9 protein-coding genes are annotated in these 17,701 nt (G+C 46.2%); 5 read left to right on the forward strand and 4 right to left on the reverse strand.

The annotated features are described in order from the left end of the window. Window positions 1-142 precede the first annotated feature (142 nt). Window positions 143-2,362 (forward strand): class I SAM-dependent methyltransferase, encoded by a 2,220-nt coding sequence (locus tag QUB25_RS06180; RefSeq protein WP_333182400.1) that lies wholly within the window; start codon window positions 143-145, stop codon window positions 2,360-2,362. Window positions 2,363-2,387: 25 nt separating this feature from the next. Here the strand turns inward: QUB25_RS06180 and QUB25_RS06185 are convergent, their stop codons facing one another. From QUB25_RS06185 to QUB25_RS06200, 4 genes are all read right to left on the reverse strand, one after another. Further along, window positions 2,388-4,277: a tetratricopeptide repeat protein gene (locus QUB25_RS06185; RefSeq protein WP_333182401.1), complete on the reverse strand. Its 1,890-nt coding sequence runs from the start codon at window positions 4,275-4,277 to the stop codon at window positions 2,388-2,390. A 44-nt stretch (window positions 4,278-4,321) separates the two neighbouring features. After that, window positions 4,322-8,857 (reverse strand): tetratricopeptide repeat protein, encoded by a 4,536-nt coding sequence (locus tag QUB25_RS06190; RefSeq protein ID WP_333182402.1) that lies wholly within the window; start codon window positions 8,855-8,857, stop codon window positions 4,322-4,324. Between the two features lie 466 nt (window positions 8,858-9,323). After that, the gene (locus QUB25_RS06195) at window positions 9,324-9,929 is read right to left on the reverse strand and encodes a 50S ribosomal protein L25/general stress protein Ctc (RefSeq protein WP_333059165.1); all 606 of its coding nucleotides are present in this window, start codon (window positions 9,927-9,929) and stop codon (window positions 9,324-9,326) included. A 193-nt stretch (window positions 9,930-10,122) separates the two neighbouring features. Then, the gene (locus QUB25_RS06200) at window positions 10,123-11,460 is read right to left on the reverse strand and encodes an adenylosuccinate synthase (RefSeq protein WP_333182403.1); all 1,338 of its coding nucleotides are present in this window, start codon (window positions 11,458-11,460) and stop codon (window positions 10,123-10,125) included. Between the two features lie 255 nt (window positions 11,461-11,715). On the opposite strand from QUB25_RS06200, the gene QUB25_RS06205 reads away from it, so the two are divergent. The 4 genes from QUB25_RS06205 (at window position 11,716) to QUB25_RS06220 (ending at window position 17,523) form a co-directional block, all read left to right on the forward strand. Beyond that, window positions 11,716-12,753, forward strand: a complete 1,038-nt coding sequence (locus tag QUB25_RS06205; protein WP_333182404.1) for an adenosine deaminase — start codon at window positions 11,716-11,718, stop codon at window positions 12,751-12,753. 249 nt (window positions 12,754-13,002) lie between these two features. Continuing rightward, window positions 13,003-14,307 carry an aspartate aminotransferase family protein gene (locus QUB25_RS06210; protein ID WP_333182405.1) on the forward strand — a complete coding sequence of 435 codons (1,305 nt, stop codon included), beginning with the start codon at window positions 13,003-13,005 and terminating at the stop codon, window positions 14,305-14,307. A gap of 265 nt (window positions 14,308-14,572) precedes the next feature. Beyond that, the gene (locus QUB25_RS06215; RefSeq protein WP_333182406.1) at window positions 14,573-16,051 is read left to right on the forward strand and encodes a TldD/PmbA family protein; all 1,479 of its coding nucleotides are present in this window, start codon (window positions 14,573-14,575) and stop codon (window positions 16,049-16,051) included. Window positions 16,052-16,176: 125 nt separating this feature from the next. Continuing rightward, window positions 16,177-17,523 carry a TldD/PmbA family protein gene (locus QUB25_RS06220; RefSeq protein ID WP_333182407.1) on the forward strand — a complete coding sequence of 449 codons (1,347 nt, stop codon included), beginning with the start codon at window positions 16,177-16,179 and terminating at the stop codon, window positions 17,521-17,523. Window positions 17,524-17,701: the final 178 nt, after the last annotated feature.

The raw sequence follows: 17,701 nt of genomic DNA on the forward strand, positions 1-17,701 counted from the left end.
ATTTTGGTAAACTCCTCAAAAAGCTTTGTGGCAGTCGCTTGTCTCCGGGCAACTGGGAACTCTAAATTACGTTTTAATCCCGCCTACCTACTTAGAATGGTTTTTGTATCTATCAAAATTGATGCTAGGAGTATATAACTAAATGGCTTTACAGATAAATATTCTGGAAGATTCTATCTTGTTGATGTCGCCACGTCGTCTTAAGCTATCTGCGTGGTTTGAGCATATTCCGTTTGCTTTTTTCTTGATAGAGGTTCTAAAACCAGAAATTTTTGTCGAACTTGGTACTCATTACGGGGTCTCCTATTGTGCTTTTTGCCAAGCAGTATTAGAACTGAATCTAAATACCACTTGTTATGCAATTGATTCGTGGGAAGGCGATCCCCAGACAGGTTATTATGCTTCTGAAGTTTTGGCAGATCTCCGAGAGCATCATGAACCATTATATGGTAGTTTTTCTTGTTTAATTCAAACTAAATTTGACCAAGCCTTGCAAAATTTTAAGGATGGAACAATAGATTTGCTCCATATTGATGGCTATCACACTTACGAGGCTGTGAAGCATGACTTTGAAGTATGGCTTCCTAAAATGAGTAATAAAGGAGTTATTATATTTCATGACATTAATGTTCGAGAACGCGACTTTGGAGTTTGGCAATTGTGGAATGAACTTAAGTGCCAGTACCATAACTTTGAGTTTGTGCATGGTCACGGACTGGGCGTTTTAGCTGTAGGAATGGATCAGCCCGATAATTTTAAAGAATTATTGAATGCCTCGGGATACGAGGCAACGAAAATTCGCAATTTTTTTTCGAGAGTCGGATATGGGTGGAAAGTGGGATTTTCTCACTCGCAAAATCAAGAGGAATTAGCTCAGTCACAAAAACGGTTGCGAACCACTCAAGGGGAGTTAGAACAATCCCAAGCTCAATTGCATCAGACTCAGGAGGAATTGGAAGACTCCCAAACTCAACTGCATCAAACGCAGGGAGAATTGGCATACTCAAAATCTCAACTGCACCAAACTCAGACCGAATTGCATCAAACTCAGGGGGAATTGCATCAGACTCAGGTGGAATTTAAAAGATCGCAGTCTCAACTGCACCAGACTCAGGGGGAATTGGAACACTCCCAAACTCAACTGCATCAAATTCAGGCGGAATTAGAAAACTCCCAAACTCAACTGCATCAAACTCAAACGGAATTAGAAAACTCAAAATCTCAACTACATCAAACTCAGGGGGAATTGCATCAGACTCAGGTGGAATTTAAAAGATCGCAGTCTCAACTGCATCAAACTCAGGGGGAATTGGAAAACTCCCAAACTCAATTGCATCAGACTCAGGGGGAATTAGAAAACTCCCAAACTCAATTGCATCAGACTCAAACGGAATTGGAAAACTCCCAAACTCAATTGCATCAGACTCAAACGGAATTGGAAAACTCCCAAACTCAACTGCATCAGACTCAAGCGGAATTGGAAAACTCCCAAACTCAACTGCATCAGACTCAAGCGGAATTGGAAAACTCCCAAACTCAACTGCATCAGACTCAAACGGAATTAAAGAGATCGCAGTCTCAACTCGATCAGACGCAGGAAGAATTGGCGGAATCGCACTCTCAAGTTTACCAAAGCCAGAGAGAATTAGAACAGTCACAGATACAACTGCATCAAACCGAGGCTTTATTAGAACAGTCACAGATACAACTGCATCAAACCGAGGCTTTATTAGAACAGTCGCAGACTCAACTGCATCAGAAGCAAGAGGAATGGAACCGATTGCAGACGCAACTTTATCAAATTCAGGAAAAATTAGAACTATCTCAGACGCAACAGCATCAAATCGAGGCAAAAGTGCAACAATTTCAGATGCAACTTCATCAAACTCAAGAGCAATTGCAACAGTCTCAGACTCAACTTCATCAAACTCAAGAGCAATTGCAACAGTCCGAGATACAACTTCATCAAACTCAAAAGCAATTGCAACAGTCCGAGATACAACTGCATCAGACTCAAGGAGAATTTGAACTATCCCAGTTTCAGCAAGCTTTAGGCAACGATAAAGATGGACAAGACCAGATGCAGTACAGACTTTTTGTGTGGGAGGCGTGTCGCGCTTATCACAATAACGCTTTGACTAAGATGCAGGAGTGCTTGCAGCAATCTTTAAAATATACGCCTTTTTCAGGAACCCAAACCGTTAATGACTGGTTAGAGAGTTTGGCTAAGTTTTCCTCAGAAAAAGGTTGTGAATTTGATACCTATTCGCTGACTAACTCAGAAGAGTGGAAACAATTAATGGGTCGAGCCGTTAGGATTAAGCCAATACTAGGCCGAAGTCGATTTGTGGAACAGGCCTAGAATAAAACTTCAGGTGAATGGCACCTTAGTCACCCAGTAGAGCCTTTTCTAATTTTTGGTAATACTGGGTAAAAAAACTAGGATCGAGTTCTATAGCCTTCAAGCAAGAAGCAACAGCTTCACGATTGCGAGCTTGTTTGGCTAAAACTTTGGCTAAATTGTGGTGAGACCAAGCAAAATTAGCATCAACCTCAATAGCTTGGCGGTATGAACTAATAGCTTCTTCAAGATTGCCCTTGGCGGCCAGGGCATCCCCTAAGTTGTGGTGAGACCATACAAAGTTTGGGTTCAGCTCAATAGCTTGATTGTAGGCCGTGATAGCTTCCTCAAAAAAAGTTTTTTCTTGAAAGACATCCCCTAAATTATGGTGAGACCCAAAGTAGTTTGGCTCAATATAGATAGCTCTTTGGTAAGCGACAATAGCCTGATCTAGATTACCTTGTTTTTGCAGAGCTTCCCCTAACTTGTGGTAAATTTGAGCATCCTCTGGGTTAAGTTCAACAGCCTGGCGATACGACGCGATCGCATCTTCTAGAGCATTGTTTTTTACAAAAGCTTCTCCTAACTTCTGGTGGATTTCAATATCATCGGATTTAACTGCAACTGCCTTTTGATAACAAGCGATTGCCTCATCTACCCGATTTTGCTCTAACAAAATATTCCCTAATGGTATGTATAATTCATACTCGTCTGGCTTAATCTCCAGCATCTTTTGGTAAGTCTCCACATTCCTTGGGTTAAGTTCGATCGCCTTGCGATAACACTTTATCGCCTCATCTAAATCTGACTGAACTTGTTGTGTAAGAGACTGGGTACAAAATCGCTGTTGTAGAGCATCTCCTAAATGATAATAAACCACATCCGAGTTGGGGGCTAGCTCAATAGCTTTGCGATAGAAGTCGATCGCTTCCTCCCAACGCTGAAGTTGAGCCAGAGCATATCCTAAATGGTCTTGAGATTCAAGAGAGTTTGGTTCAATCTCGACAGACTTCCGGTACTCAGCTACAGCTTCGTGCCACCTTTGCTGTGTCGCCAAGGCATCGCCTAAATGAAAGTATAGGGTAGCAACGTTGGGGGCAAGAGCGATCGCTTTCCGATAACAAGCGATCGCCTCCTCCCACCGCTGCATCAACGCTAAGGTATGCGCCAAATAATGATGCACGATCGCCGAACCCGGTTCCAACTCAGTCGCCTTCGTGTAAGCCGCGATCGCCTCCTCCCATTTACCTTGTGCCACTAAAGCCGTTCCCAATTTATAGTAAGGCCAATGCAACTCAGGCTCCAACTCAATCGCCTTTCGGTAATAACCCACCGCTTCTGCTAATTCATTCTTGCCTTGCAAAGCTTCTGCCAACTTCAGGTACAAATCTCCCTTGCCCGGATTCAGCTCGATCGCCCTTCGCAAGCAATCAATCCCTTCATCAACCCGTCCCAATCTTGCCAAAGCCTCCCACAAATTTTGGTAAGGCAAAGCCGATTCTGAGTCAAGTTCGATCGCTTTTCGCAAACAACTTACAGATTCATCCAGTTGACCTTGCAAACACAAACCCTTACCCAGGCTGTTATAAAACTCATAAAAATCTGGATATATCTCCACAGCTTTGCGGTACGCAGCCACGGCCTCATCGAGATTCCCCTGCTGTTCCAAAACCTCCCCTAAATTGTGCCAATACCAGGCAGAACTCGGGTTGAGTTCGCAGGCCCTGCGGTAGCTTTTCTCAGCGCCATCCCACTGCCCCAATTTCGCCAAAACTTCACCCAAATTGTGGTGATACCAGGAAAAATCTGGGTTGAGTTCAGTACACCGCTGGTAGGCGCCGGCGGCTTCCTCTAATTTATCAGACTGTTTCAGAAGGTTGCCTCTGTGAAAATAATTTGAAGCAGTCTCTTCATGCACTTGTAATGAGTTATTCATGTTTAGCAAGTTATTGTGTACTTGACTTTTTGGTCGGCCTGGTCTTATGCTCTAATGCTGAAATCCTGACGATCCCTAGTTAAATGCGGGCTATAACAAGGATCGTTTTCAATAAATTTTTGCCATCTTTTTCCTAGAGTATCTGCCTCTTTTTGCAACCGCGCCTTTTTTTCCGCCGTATCTTCGTAACCACGACTTTTTGATTCGTGGTGGTAGAGAGAAACATGAGGCACGTAAATATTTTGATAGCCTTGCTCAACCATTTTCAAGCATAAATCCACATCATTATAGGCAACTGCTAGTTCCTCATCAAATCCCCCCACACTCTCAAATACCTCACGGCGGCACATCAAACACGCGCCTGTCACCGCTGACAGATTGTTCATCCCCACCACATTGCTGAAATATCCAGGGAAGTTAGCGGGAAAACCGAGGTATATGTGGCCGGCAACGCCGCCAACTCCAAGCACAACTCCAACGTGTTGGATTGTGTTGTCAGCATATAGCAACTTAACTCCCACAGCGCCGATAGAAGACCTTTGAGCTTGCTCCACCATCGCGTCGAGCCAATCGGGAGTAATCACCTCTGTATCATTATTCAAAAATAACAAATAATCTCCCTGCGCTTTGCTAACCCCGTAGTTATTAATCTTAGAAAAATTGAAGGGAACGTCGAACGGGTAACAGGTAAATCTATGGGGTTCCTTCGCTGTCCATTTAGCAATTACTTGAGCCGTCTCTAACTCTGTGCTACCGTTGTCGATAACTATAACTTCATAATTTGGGTACAGACTCTTAGTGAAGATAGATTCTAGGCATTTATCTAAAATGTTGCCGAGATTGCGTGTAGGAATAATGATGCTTACCAGCTTGTAGTCAGCGATTTTGTAGCGGACGATGTAGTGTCCTAAATAGTCCGGCACTCCCTCCACCTTGCCCGGTTCCCCCCTCCTTTCAATAGCTTCTTGCAGAGTTTTCATTGAGGCTTCATAAGCATAAGGCTTTGCCTCCGAACTGCTAGCAGTCGAACCAGAGTGCATTCGCCAGTGATAGAGGACTTTTGGAATGTGATAAATGTTGTTAGTTTTTTCTGTAAACCTCAAAACCAAATCATAATCCTGAGCACCTTCAAAACCCGCTCTAAAACCTTCAATTTCGTTGATAATCGATCGCCTGTAAGTCCCCAAATGGCAAGTGTACATCCGAGACAGGAACGAGTCGGGACACCAATCAGGCTTGAAATACGGCCCCATGAGCTTCTCATCAGCAGTCAGCTTATCTTCATCGGAATATATCATGTCCGCTTCTGGATGGCTGTTCAACATCAACGCCACTTCATACAGCGCATCTGGCGTCAGCAAGTCGTCGTGATCTAGGAGCGAAACAAACTCCCCTTCTGCAGCCTCCAATGCTGAATTAGATGCGCGGGAAATATGACCGTTTTCGGTTCTATAAACAACTTTGATTCGACCATCTTTATCCGCATACTCGGACAAAATTTTCTTGACGTGAGGAGCAGTGGAAGCATCGTCAGCAATGCACAATTCCCAGTAAGGATAGACTTGATTCCGAACTGAGTCTATCGCCTCCCTCAGAAAATTTTCCGGCGTGTTGTACACTGGTACAATCACGCTGATCAGAGGCTTGTAATTCAACAATTTTACTGTTTCAGCCATCTGCCGCAAGTCTGCTTCTCTAGGGCAATTCTGAGCCCGCCACCTGCTATAAGCATCTTGGCTTTGCAGTAGCCCTTCCCGCAAAACATCCAAGTCTAGAGGAAATAATTGAGGATTGAGTTCATTAGCTCTCTGGTAGTAACCTAGCGCTTCATAGAGCTTATTCTGTTGGTTTAATACTCGCCCCAAATTGTAGTTAGCCCACGCAAAGTTGGGATCGAGTTCAAGGGCTTTGCGATATGCGGTAGCGGCTTCTTCAAATTTTTCTTGCCGCAACAGAGTATCCCCTAAGTTGTGGTATGACCACGCAAAGCCTGGATTGTGTTCAATGGCCATCTGGTAAGAAGCTGCCGCTTCATCCAACTTGTACTTTTGCTGATAAAGGTCTCCTAAATTGTGGTGAGTTCCAAAGTAATTCGGGTTAACTTCTATCGCTTTTTTGTATGCGACAATAGCCTGATCTATTTTACCTTCTCCCTGAAGACTCTCGCCTAATTTGTGATAATCCACAGCATCCCCAGGAGTCCGATCACTCTTTTCCGCCGCTTTAGTTATTCCCTTTTTTTTTAATACTTCTTGTAACCGCTCAGAAATTGCCTTGTCATCAGGCCGAATCTGCAACGCCATCTGATAAAAGACGATCGCCCCATCCGACCAATTCTTCCGCACCAAAGCATCCGCCAACTCAACATAAAGGTCAGCATCATTCGGCGCAATCTCCAGCGCCTTGTGATACAACTGCACGTCATCACGATTCTCCTGAATCGCGCGCCTGTACAAACGCATCGCCTCCTTCAAATCCCACTGCGATCGCATCCTCAAAGCATCAGCCAACTTTTGCGAAAGCCACGGCAAATCCGCCTGAATTTCCGCAGCGCGGCGGTAAGCGGCGATCGACTCCTCCCACCGTTCCAGCTTCTCAAAAGCTGTTGCCATGTTGTAATAAGTCCACGGAAAATCTGGATTTAACTCGGCCGCGCGTCGGTAAACCTCGATCGCTTCCTCCCACCTTTCCATTTCTAGCAGCGCGTCGCCCAACTTGCTCTGCGACCAGAAGAAATTCGGATTAACTTCGTTAGCACGCCGGTAGGCAACAACTGCCTCATCCCACCGTTCCAAATTGACCAGCGCTTCTGCTAAATTGTTGTGCGCCCAAAAATGGTCGGGATTGAGTTCGATCGACCTTTGGTAAGCCGAAATAGCCTCATCCCACCTTCCCAGTTTAATCAGGGCGTCTGCTAAATAGTTGTGCGACCAACTGAAATCTGGATTTAATTCTGTTGCTTTGCGGTAAGACTCTACAGCTTCTTCCCACCGTTCCAACTTCAGCAGCACATCTGCTAAATTGTTGTGAGACCAGCTAAAATCTGGATTTAATTCTATAGCCTTGCGGTAAGCATTTACAGATTCTTCCCACCGTTCCAACTTAACCAGCGACTCAGCTAAATTGTTGTGCGACCAAGAAAGATCTGGATTGTTTCTAATAGCATTAGTGTAAGCATCTACCGCCGCTTCCCACTGTTCTTGACCCTTAAGAATTTCGCCCAATTCGTGATAAGCTGCGCCAGCATTTGGGTTCAACTCTACCGCGCGTCGGTAACACTCAATTCCCTTATCTACCTTACCTTGCTCGATCAAAGTTTTGGCTAAATTCTCGTGTTCCTCAGCGGTGCCGGATTTGGGGTCGAGCGCAAATGCTCGATACCAAGCCTCAGCCGCCTCCTCGGACTTGCCTAACTGACTTAACAGTTTCGCAAAATTGCGGAAAGCACCTGCAAAATCAGGTTTCAGGGCGATCGCCTTTTCGTAAGCAGAAACCGCTTGCTGCCACTGTTCTTGCTGCGCGCAAATGCTGCCGTAATTAGCGTATGCTTCGGCAAAATTTGGGTTAATTTCTATTGCTTTGACATAGCAACTTTTAGCTTCATCAATTTTGCCACCAGCTTGCAGGGCGTTGCCCAGCATTTTGTAAAGCGGTGCTTCCGGCTTAATTTGCAGCGCCTTCTTGCAAGCTGCGATCGCCTGTTCCAATTTGCCTTGAGCAAAATAGCCTTCTGCCAGTATTTTGTATGCTTCTGGATCTTCTATATTAATTGTAGAATTAACTGGCTGCTGCACTGGCTGCTGCACTGGCTGCTGCACTGGCTGCTGCACTGGCTGCTTGACTGCCGTTGCTGCTGGCTGCTGCTGCTTAACTGCACCGTTTTTCGCAGTGGCACCCGCCAAAGTTTGCTGTCCCTCGCTGCCATTTCTCGCATGAGCTGCGTTCAGTTCAATAGCTTTGCGATAATATGCTGTCGCTTCCTCTAACTTGCCTTGTTTTTTTAGCGCTTCGCCCAATTTTTGGTAAGCAGTCGCCACATTAGGATTTAATTTTATGGCGCGATCGTAACAAGCGATCGCTTCGGGGTATTTTTCCTGCCGAAAAAAAGCGTCGCCCATATTCAAGTGTTCCCCAGGCGCTACTTTTTCCGGTTCCAAACTAAATGCTTGATACCAGCACTGCTGGGCTTCTTCCGGTTTGCTAATTTGTCCGAATACTTTTGCTAAATTCCGGTACACTCCCGCGAAATTCGGCTTAATAGCGATCGCCTTTTGATAAAATCCGATCGCCTCCTGCCATTTTTGCTGCTGCGCGCCAAGGCTGCCCAAATTCGCGTATACTTCCGCAAAATTCGGTTCTATTTCAATCGCTTTAGCGTACCAGTGCCGCGCCTCTTCCATCCTGCCTTGAGCTTGCAGCGCGTTGCCCAAAGTCTTGTAAGCCGGTGCAAAATTAGGGTGAATCTTCAAAGCTTGCTCGCAGGATGCGATCGCTTCTTCTATTTTTCCTTGGGATAAGTATGTTTCTCCCTGTTGGTTAAATTGAACCGCTGTTGATTCTGTATTCACTGTTGATGGCATATGGGCGGCGGCTCCAGAGGCAGGAATTAAATAAGGTAGTCTAAACGTTTCACAATTATACTCGCGTTTGACACTAAGAGTAGCGGGCTTGTTCCCCTAATTCTTAATTTTTTTGATTCCCGCTGCTGGCGAGGAACCGGGATTCTCGGCTGATTTTTTGATTTTACGGCTAAATATGTAAGAATCAGTACGGTTTATGGCAGATTTGCGCGCCCGTCGCGACTTTTGTAGCTTCTGGTCGAGCGCCGGTTTTGTAAAGCAAAGTAAACAATGCCGGTTCTTGCTTGTGGGAGGCTTTGTTGTGGACTGGGCAAGGGAGTCCACCTAAAAAATATTACAAACTGCCCAAAATCGGCGCTCGAACCCAAACGAGAATAGCCTTTTTAGCAAAAAACGATCGCCCTTTTGCGAGAAAGCGATCGCCCTTTTTTTCAACCATTAGTTAACAACTATTAGCAATTACTAATTAAGCTGCTGCGGCTGCGTCTTCTTCTGCGTCTTCTGCTTCAGAACCTGCTTGAATTCCCAGCACGGTAACAACCACCTGATCTGGTTCGCCGAGAGCTACCACTCCCGCAGGCAAAACTAATTCGTGAATGTGCAGCGCATCCCCTAACTTTAAATTAGAAATATCTACTTCAATTGCTTCAGGAATGCTGTCAGGTTTGCACTTAACTGCCAGTTGCGTCAGCACGGTATCCAAGATGCCGCCTTCTAACTTGACGCCGACAGCTTCGCCGACAAAATTCAGCGACACTTCAACTTCCAGGCTGTCTTGAGTTGCTACGGAGAAAAAGCTCAGGTGGTAAGGATAGCCTTTCCAAGGATGAACTTGAACTTCACGCAGCAAGGTTTTTCCGCTCCAAGAGAGGTCGGGAATGCTGAGGTCAATTAGGGTATTGTTGACTACGTGCTTTTTGAGCAGGTGTTCAACTGTTTTGGCTTTGATGGTAAGGGAAATAGATTCAGAGCCTTTGTGGCCGTAGAGGACGGCGGGAATCAATCCAGAGCGGCGGAGGGCGTTAGGTTTGCTGCCTTCTGCCCGCTTTTGACATTCTACTGCGAGTTCCATTTTATGACTTTCTGTTGATTGTTTTTACATTTTATCAAATTTATGCTACAGCGATCGAAGTTAATTAAATTCGCTGAATATTTGATAATAATAACTGGGAATTGGGAATTGGGAATTTGGCTATTCTCCGAATCTCGGTCTCTTCAACTCTCCCAATCTCCCCATCAATATTTCCCAATCTAAAATCTCAAACCTAAAATGGTTTGGCGGGATGACCGTCTGCTGAAAGCAAAGCGCGTTTCGGGCCGTGAATCGGGTCTTCTACAATAATAGTTTGGTCGCGGCTGGCACCGAGAGAAACAATTGCAATCGGCACTTCCATCAAGTCTGCCAAAAACTTTAGATAATCCAATGCTTGCGGCGGTAAATCTTCCAAATTCCGGCACTCTTCCGTAGATTGTTTCCAACCGGGAATGGTTTCGTAAATAGGTTTGCAGCGAGCAAAGATCCGGGAACTTTTCGGGAAATCAACACATCTTTCGCCGTCAATTTCGTAAGCAACGCAAACTTTTATTTCTTCTAATTCATCCAAAACATCTAGTTTGGTAATTGCCAGACAGTCAAGGCCGTTGATGCGGACTGCGTAGCGGCCGATTACCGCGTCGAACCAACCGCAGCGGCGTTTTCTGCCCGTTGTAGTGCCGAATTCTGCACCTCTCTCGCCCAAAATTGCGCCTATTCCATCTACCATTTCGGTAGGGAAGGGGCCTTCTCCGACGCGGGTTGTATAAGCTTTTGCTACGCCAATTACGCGATCGATCGCTGTTGGGCCGACTCCCGTTCCCACACAAGCCCCACCAGCGATGGGATTGCTCGAAGTAACGTAAGGATAAGTGCCGTGGTCTAAGTCTAATAAAGTGCCTTGCGCGCCTTCAAACAGAATATTTTTCCGCTTGTGAATTCCCTCATAAATTTTCAGGGAACTATCTACTACGTGCGGTCGCAAACGTTCCGCATAAACTCGATATTCATCAATTACATCTTGCGGATTTAAAGGCGGCAAATTGTAGAGTTTTTCGAGAAGGACATTTTTACAATTAATCGTCCATTCCAGTTGTTCTTGCAACCCTTCCAAGTCCATTAAATCGAGCATCCGAATGCCAGTGCGTTCGGACTTGTCGGCGTAAGTAGGGCCAATTCCGCGTCCCGTCGTCCCGATTTTATAATTTCCCCGCTGCGTTTCCGATGCTACATCAATTAATCGATGATAGGGCATCGTTACGTGAGCAGTTTCCGAAATCATCAGCGAGGCCGTCGAAATATTCAGTGCCTCTAGCTGGTCTAACTCTGCAATTAAAACTTTGGGGTCGATGACCGTACCGCAGCCGATAATACACTCTTTATCAGGGTAGAGAATCCCAGACGGAATTAAGTGCAGCTTGAAAGTCTGACCGTTAACTACCACGGTATGACCCGCGTTGACGCCCCCTTGGTAGCGGACAACGATATCTGCGGATTTGCTGAGCAAATCGGTAATTTTGCCTTTTCCTTCATCGCCCCACTGGGCGCCGATCACAACTACGTTAGCCAAGGGTTTCTCGCGTTCAGTTCAGGTTGACACAATCTCCGATTATCTATGAATGCGTCCCAAATGTCAATCAATTTTAAATTTTAGATTTTGGATTTGAGATTTGAGAGGCTACGCCACGGATACATCGGTTCACACGTCGATCGGACACGCAAATTAGTGAGAGCCGATCCACTGACGAGTCCGGGGGCAACACACCCAATTGCTTTCGGTCAAATTAATTTTTGTTACAATCGAGAAAATTGAGGCTTTTTTGCCATGACTTTACACGCTGAGTTGCACCGCCATCTGGGCGGTTCTGTCGTTCCTAGGGTGCTGTGGCGGTATTTCGATCGCCACAATGCTGAGATGGTTAATCGATTTCAAAAATACTCGGATTTTGAGGAATTTTACACTCGTCCGCGCAATACTCTCAATGAGTATTTGGAACTGCACACGCTGGTAGAAAGCGTTCAAACTGTTGAGACTTTGCCTTATTTTATCTATCGGTTGATGCGGGGCGCTTACGTGTTTGAAAATATGGCTTATTTGGAGTTGCGCTATACGCCTTATTTGCGGACTCCAGAACATTTGGAACAGTCAGAACGCATTGATTTGATGGCAGAAATTGTAAAGGTTGTGGGCAAGGCAAGTCAAATTAGCGATTGTCCGATTGTTACCAGCCAAATTTTGTGTATGCACTCGCGTTTGCCTTATGAAGTGAATCGGGCGATCGTAGATTTGGCGGCCGGGATGCGAGAATATGTTTGCGCGATCGATATAGCTGGGGGCGATGATTGTATTGGCGAGCGTTTGGAGGAGTTTGTCGGATTGTACCAGTACGCGAGGTCGATCGGCATCAAAACTACCGGCCACCTCTACGAAACTACGTCTGGTTGTTATCCCGAACTTCTGCCTTATCTGATGCGTATCGGCCACGGGATTCAAATTCCCTTAAAATATCCCGAATTGCTGCCAGAAGTCGCGCGCAGGGGTCAATGCTTGGAAGTTTGCCCGACTACCTATCTAAAAACGGGGACGTTGCAGGATATGCGCGAATTGAAGGTTGTGTTTGATCGATGTTTTGAAGCTGGTGTCGATATTGCCATTTGCACCGACAACGCGGGATTGCACAACGTGCGACTGCCTTTCGAGTACGAGAATTTGTTAACTTTGGATATCATTGATTTTCGGCAGTTGCAAGCGTGTCAAGAAGCTGCTTTCCGCCATGCTTTCGCCTGGCCCTACGACGAGAGGCCTGTGAAAATGCTGACTGGTTTGTTGCAGCATGAGTCTGTCGCTGCGATCGTTAATTAAAGAATATCTATTTAATGGACCGCGAAGGCGCGAAGGAATAGAAAGAAGAAGATAGGTAGATGTTTTCAGGTAAAGACTCTACTTGGAAATGATAAAAACCTCTTTCTTCTCTTCCTTCGCGCTCTTTGCGTCTTCGCGGTTCATTTAAAAGAGATGTTTGTAAACTTATAATAAGTGTCAGGCGATCTCCAATCGGTAGCAAGTTATAGTTTGGAGGCAGAATCATCAATATAAAAAGATAAAAAAACGATGACAAATATGGACGCTTACTGGATGCCATTCACCGCAAACCGACAGTTTAAAGCCAATCCGCGAATATTGGTTTCGGCAAAAGATATGCACTTTACAAGCGATGATAACCGCTCAATTTTAGATGGTACTGCGGGGCTGTGGTGCGTGAATGCAGGACACGCCCGCGAGACAATTGCCGAAGCAGTTAAACAGCAGGTTTTGCGTTTGGATTACTCTCCGGCTTTTCAGATGGGACATCCGGGTGCTTTTGAATTAGCGGAACGTTTGGTGAAGATGATTCCGGGCAATTTCGATCGCGTTTTCTTTACTAACTCGGGTTCGGAATCTGTAGAAACTGCTTTAAAAATTGCCATTGCTTATCACCGGGTAAAAGGTGAAGGAACTCGCCAACGATTAATCGGCAGGGAACGCGGCTATCACGGCGTTGGTTTTGGGGGAATTTCAGTCGGCGGTATCGGTACAAACCGCAAGTTTTTTGGCAGTTTGCTCACGGGAGTCGATCATTTGCCTCACACTCACAATCTCGAACACAATGCTTTCAGCCGCAAACAACCGGAATGGGGAGCGCATTTGGCGGATGAATTGGAGCGGATTGTCGCTTTGCACGATGCGTCTAATATTGCAGCGGTAATTGTCGAGCCTGTGGCTGGTTCTACAGGGGTTTTGATTCCCCCGAAAGGTTATTTGGAGCGACTGCGGGCGATCTGCGACAAATACGGAATTCTGCTAATTTTTGATGAGGTTATTACCGGATTCGGGCGACTCGGCTCTAGTTTTGCTACGGAATATTTTGGGGTGGTTCCCGATATTGTGACGGCGGCAAAAGGGATAACTAACGGTACGGTGCCGATGGGGGCGGTGTTTGTGAAAGAAGGCATTTATGATGCTTTTATGAATGCTCCTGAAAATGCGATCGAGCTTTTTCACGGTTATACTTATTCTGGTCATCCTCTGGCTTGTGCGGCTGCTCTGGCGACGCTGGATATTTATGAGGAAGAAAGGCTGTTTGAACGAGCTGATAAGATGGCTGGTTATTGGGAAAATGCGGTGCATTCTTTGAATGGGGTGCGGCACGTAATTGATGTTCGGAATCTGGGACTTGTGGCGGGGATTGAGTTGGAATCTATTGCTGGAAAGCCGGGGAAACGGGCTTTTGATTGTTTTATTCAGTGCTATGAAAAAGGCTTGCTGATTCGCACGACTGGTGATATTATTGCTTTGTCGCCACCGCTGATAATTGAGAAAGAACATATCGACCGCATTGTGGAAATTTTGACAGGGGTTTTGCAGGAGATGGAGTGAGATTAAACTGAGATATTGCCCAATGATAAACAACAGGCAAGATGCCTGTTCCACAAAGAGTGAATTTATTGTGGGGGGGGAATTCTGCCCGCGATTAAACTCTCTCTTTGTACTTTTTTAAGAACAGGCAAGATGCCTGTTCCACAAAGAGTGAATTTATTGTGGGGTGGGCATCCTGCCCGCCCATAGAAGGCTTGTTGAAAATGGTTCAAAAAATTGAAAAGCGCTATAATAATTAACAACTAACGACGAATGACGAATAACTATGGTGCAATTAACTGCAAAAATCTCTGCTAACGAGTTAGCAAATTTGGCTGTAGATTTGATTCGGAAAACAGGTTGCGAGTACGGTGATGTACGTTTTTGCAGTTACCGAAGGCAGAATCTTTACGCGCGCGATCGCTCTTTAAGTCAACTGTCAGATAATGTAAGTTCCGGTTTTGGGGTGCGAGTGCTGCTAGACGGCGCTTGGGGGTTTGCCGCCAGTCACAGCAAAACGCCCGCAGAGGTTGCAAGAATAGTCGCTTTGGCTGTAGAAATCGCTAAAGGCAGCCGCTTAACTCAAAAGGAACCAGTGCGGTTAGTGCCTGTCGAAAAATATGTCGATACCTACATTACTCCCATCGCCATTGACCCTTTTTCTGTACCAGTTGCGGAGAAAGCTGAACTGCTGCTAAGTATCAACGAGAAGCTGCTAGCACACGGCGCACAAGGCATCAAAAAAGCTGATTCTTTTTTGCAGTCAAGCCGCGAAGACAAGGTTTTTGCTTCTACAGAAGGCTCGCTAATCGAACAAACAATCTATCGCAGCTATCCGGGTTTTAGCTGTACGGCAATTGCAGGCGGCGATGCCCAAAGTCGCAGTTACGAACGCCCGCCGCTTAATATCGGTTACGAACATATTAATCCCGATGATTTGTTGAGTCAAGTCGAAAGAGTTGCCGCCGAAGCTATTGAGAAAGTCCGCGCTCCGAAAATCCCTGCTGGTATTTGCAAATCCCTGATTCTTAAACCTACAAATTTGTTTTTGACAATCCACGAATCTGTCGGTCATCCAACTGAATTAGACCGGGTTTACGGCTACGAATCTAATTTTGCTGGCACGAGTTTTGCTACTACTGATAAGTTAAATAAACTGCAATACGCTGCACCTTGGGTGAATTTTAAGTGCGATCGCACTCAGCCAGGGGGCCGCGGTACAATGGGTTACGATGATGAGGGCGTAAAATCACAAGATTGGTACGTTGTCAAGGATGGGGTTTTAGTTGATTATCTCACTGACAGAGAGACGGCTTATCGCCTCGGACGCGGTAGCAGCAACGGTTCTGCTTACGCTGACAGTTGGTCGAGCGTGCCGATGGTCAGAATTCCCAATTTGGGATTGGAACCGGGCCCGGATGGCGGCAGCCATACTGCTACTTTGGCAGAGATGATTGCGGATACCGAAGACGGGATTTTAATCGACGGTATCGGTAGTTATTCAATCGACCAGCAGCGGCGCAATTTTCAATTCGGCGGCGATGCTTTTTGGAAGGTGGAAAAAGGTAAAGTTGTCGGTATGTTGAAGGATGTAACTTATCAGGCGATGACTACTGATTTCTGGAATCAAATAGATGCGCTCGGGCCGGCTTCGGAGCAGGTTCAGTGCGGTACTAATATGTGCGGAAAGGGCGAGCCGATGCAAGTTGCTCAGATGACTCATGCTTGTGTGCCGGTGCGAGTGAGGGATATTCAAATTGGGTAATAGGGCATGGGGCATGGGGCATCGGTTCTTAGTTATTAGTTAATTGCTAACAAGGCCCAATTCCCAATGTCCAATTCGCAATGCCCAATTCGCAATGCCCAATTCGCAATGCCTAATTACCAATCATGATTGTAACAACATCGTCCGCACTTTTAAGTGAACACCAAGCCTTATCTGTAGTAGAAAAAGCAGTCAAACTATCCAAAGCAGAGGAAGTATTTGTCAGTCTCTCTACTGGCGAGGAATCTCTTTCCCGCTTCTCGGAAAATCAAATCAGCCAAAATATTAGCAAAACTGTATTTAACCTGAGCATTACTAGCTATTTTGGCAAAAAAAGCGCCTCTGCCGCTGTTACAGAATTTGATGAAGATGCGATCGCCTCTGCAGTCAAGCGATCGGAAGAATTGGCCAGAATTGCGCCGGCAGACCCCGAATGGATGCCGCTGCTGCCGCCTCAAACCTACGATTTGCGATCGCCCGCCTTCGACGCAGCAACGGCAACTGTATCGCCTCTAGCGCGGGCGGAAATGGTGCAGCAAGCCTGCGCGAGATCATCCCAGGGGGGCGCTCATGGTTCGGGCACTTTGAGCACTGAGGCGTCGCTGTACGCGATCGCCTCGTCAACCGGACTCCGCGCCTGCAACCAGTCTACAAAGGCGGATTTCAGCTTTACTGCTCGCGTTGAAGACGGTTCTAGTTGGGCTCAGAGCACTGCTTGGAGTATCAACGAATTGCCGATCACCGACTTAGCAGAACAAGTGCTCGATCGGGCGATCGCATCTCGCAACCCCCGCCCCATCACTCCCGGCGTTTATCCGGTAATCCTTGACGGCGCTGCTTTTGCGGGCTTGCTACCGTGGGTGATTTGGGGGCTGGATGCGAGGGCGGCGGACGAGGGGCGATCGTTTATGTCGATCGCCGATTCAGAGGGAAAACCAGCGGGAAACCGCGCGGGGGAACAACTTTTTAGCCCGTTAGTGCAAGTGCAGCGCGATCCGGCTCATCCTTTGCTGCGATCGAATACTTTTTTCGGCGACGGATTGAGCAATAACTATTTGGAAATCATCAAAGATGGCGTCCCTCAAAGTTTGTCTTATTCCCGCTACTGGGCCGCACAAAAAGGCAAAGAGGCAAAAGGTGCTTATTACCCGATCGTAATGACAGGTTCCGACCAAAGTTTAGCAGATTTAGTTGCTCAAACCGAGCGAGGAATTTTCGTCAGTCGAGCTTGGTACGTTCGCTACGTGAATCCGAAAACATTGGAAGTAACGGGGATGACTCGCGATGGTACTTTTTGGATTGAGGATGGCAAAATTGCTTACCCGATTAAGAACCTGCGTTTCAATCAAGTTTTACCTGATATGTTGCGCGATGTGGATGCAGTTAGTGCGGTGAAGCGTTACGGCGGTAGTGTCGTACCCGGGGTGCGCGTGAAAGCTTTTAATTTCACGAGTATTACTGACAGTTTGTGATTTGCAAGGGTGAGGTGCGCGGAAACCCACCCGGAGGAGGTGGGTTTTTGTGTCGGTAAGGTAGATTGGATGCGGTTTCGGGCGATCGCCTGTTGACAAAGCTGTTCGGAAAATTAGTATTTTTTTAACCGAGGCATCTACCTTAAGGTAGAGTATTCTTTGTGAGGCTTAGGATTAA

Origin of the sequence: Microcoleus sp. B3-D7 (genome assembly GCF_036705305.1) — a bacterium.
Lineage (GTDB): Bacteria > Cyanobacteriota > Cyanobacteriia > Cyanobacteriales > Microcoleaceae > Microcoleus.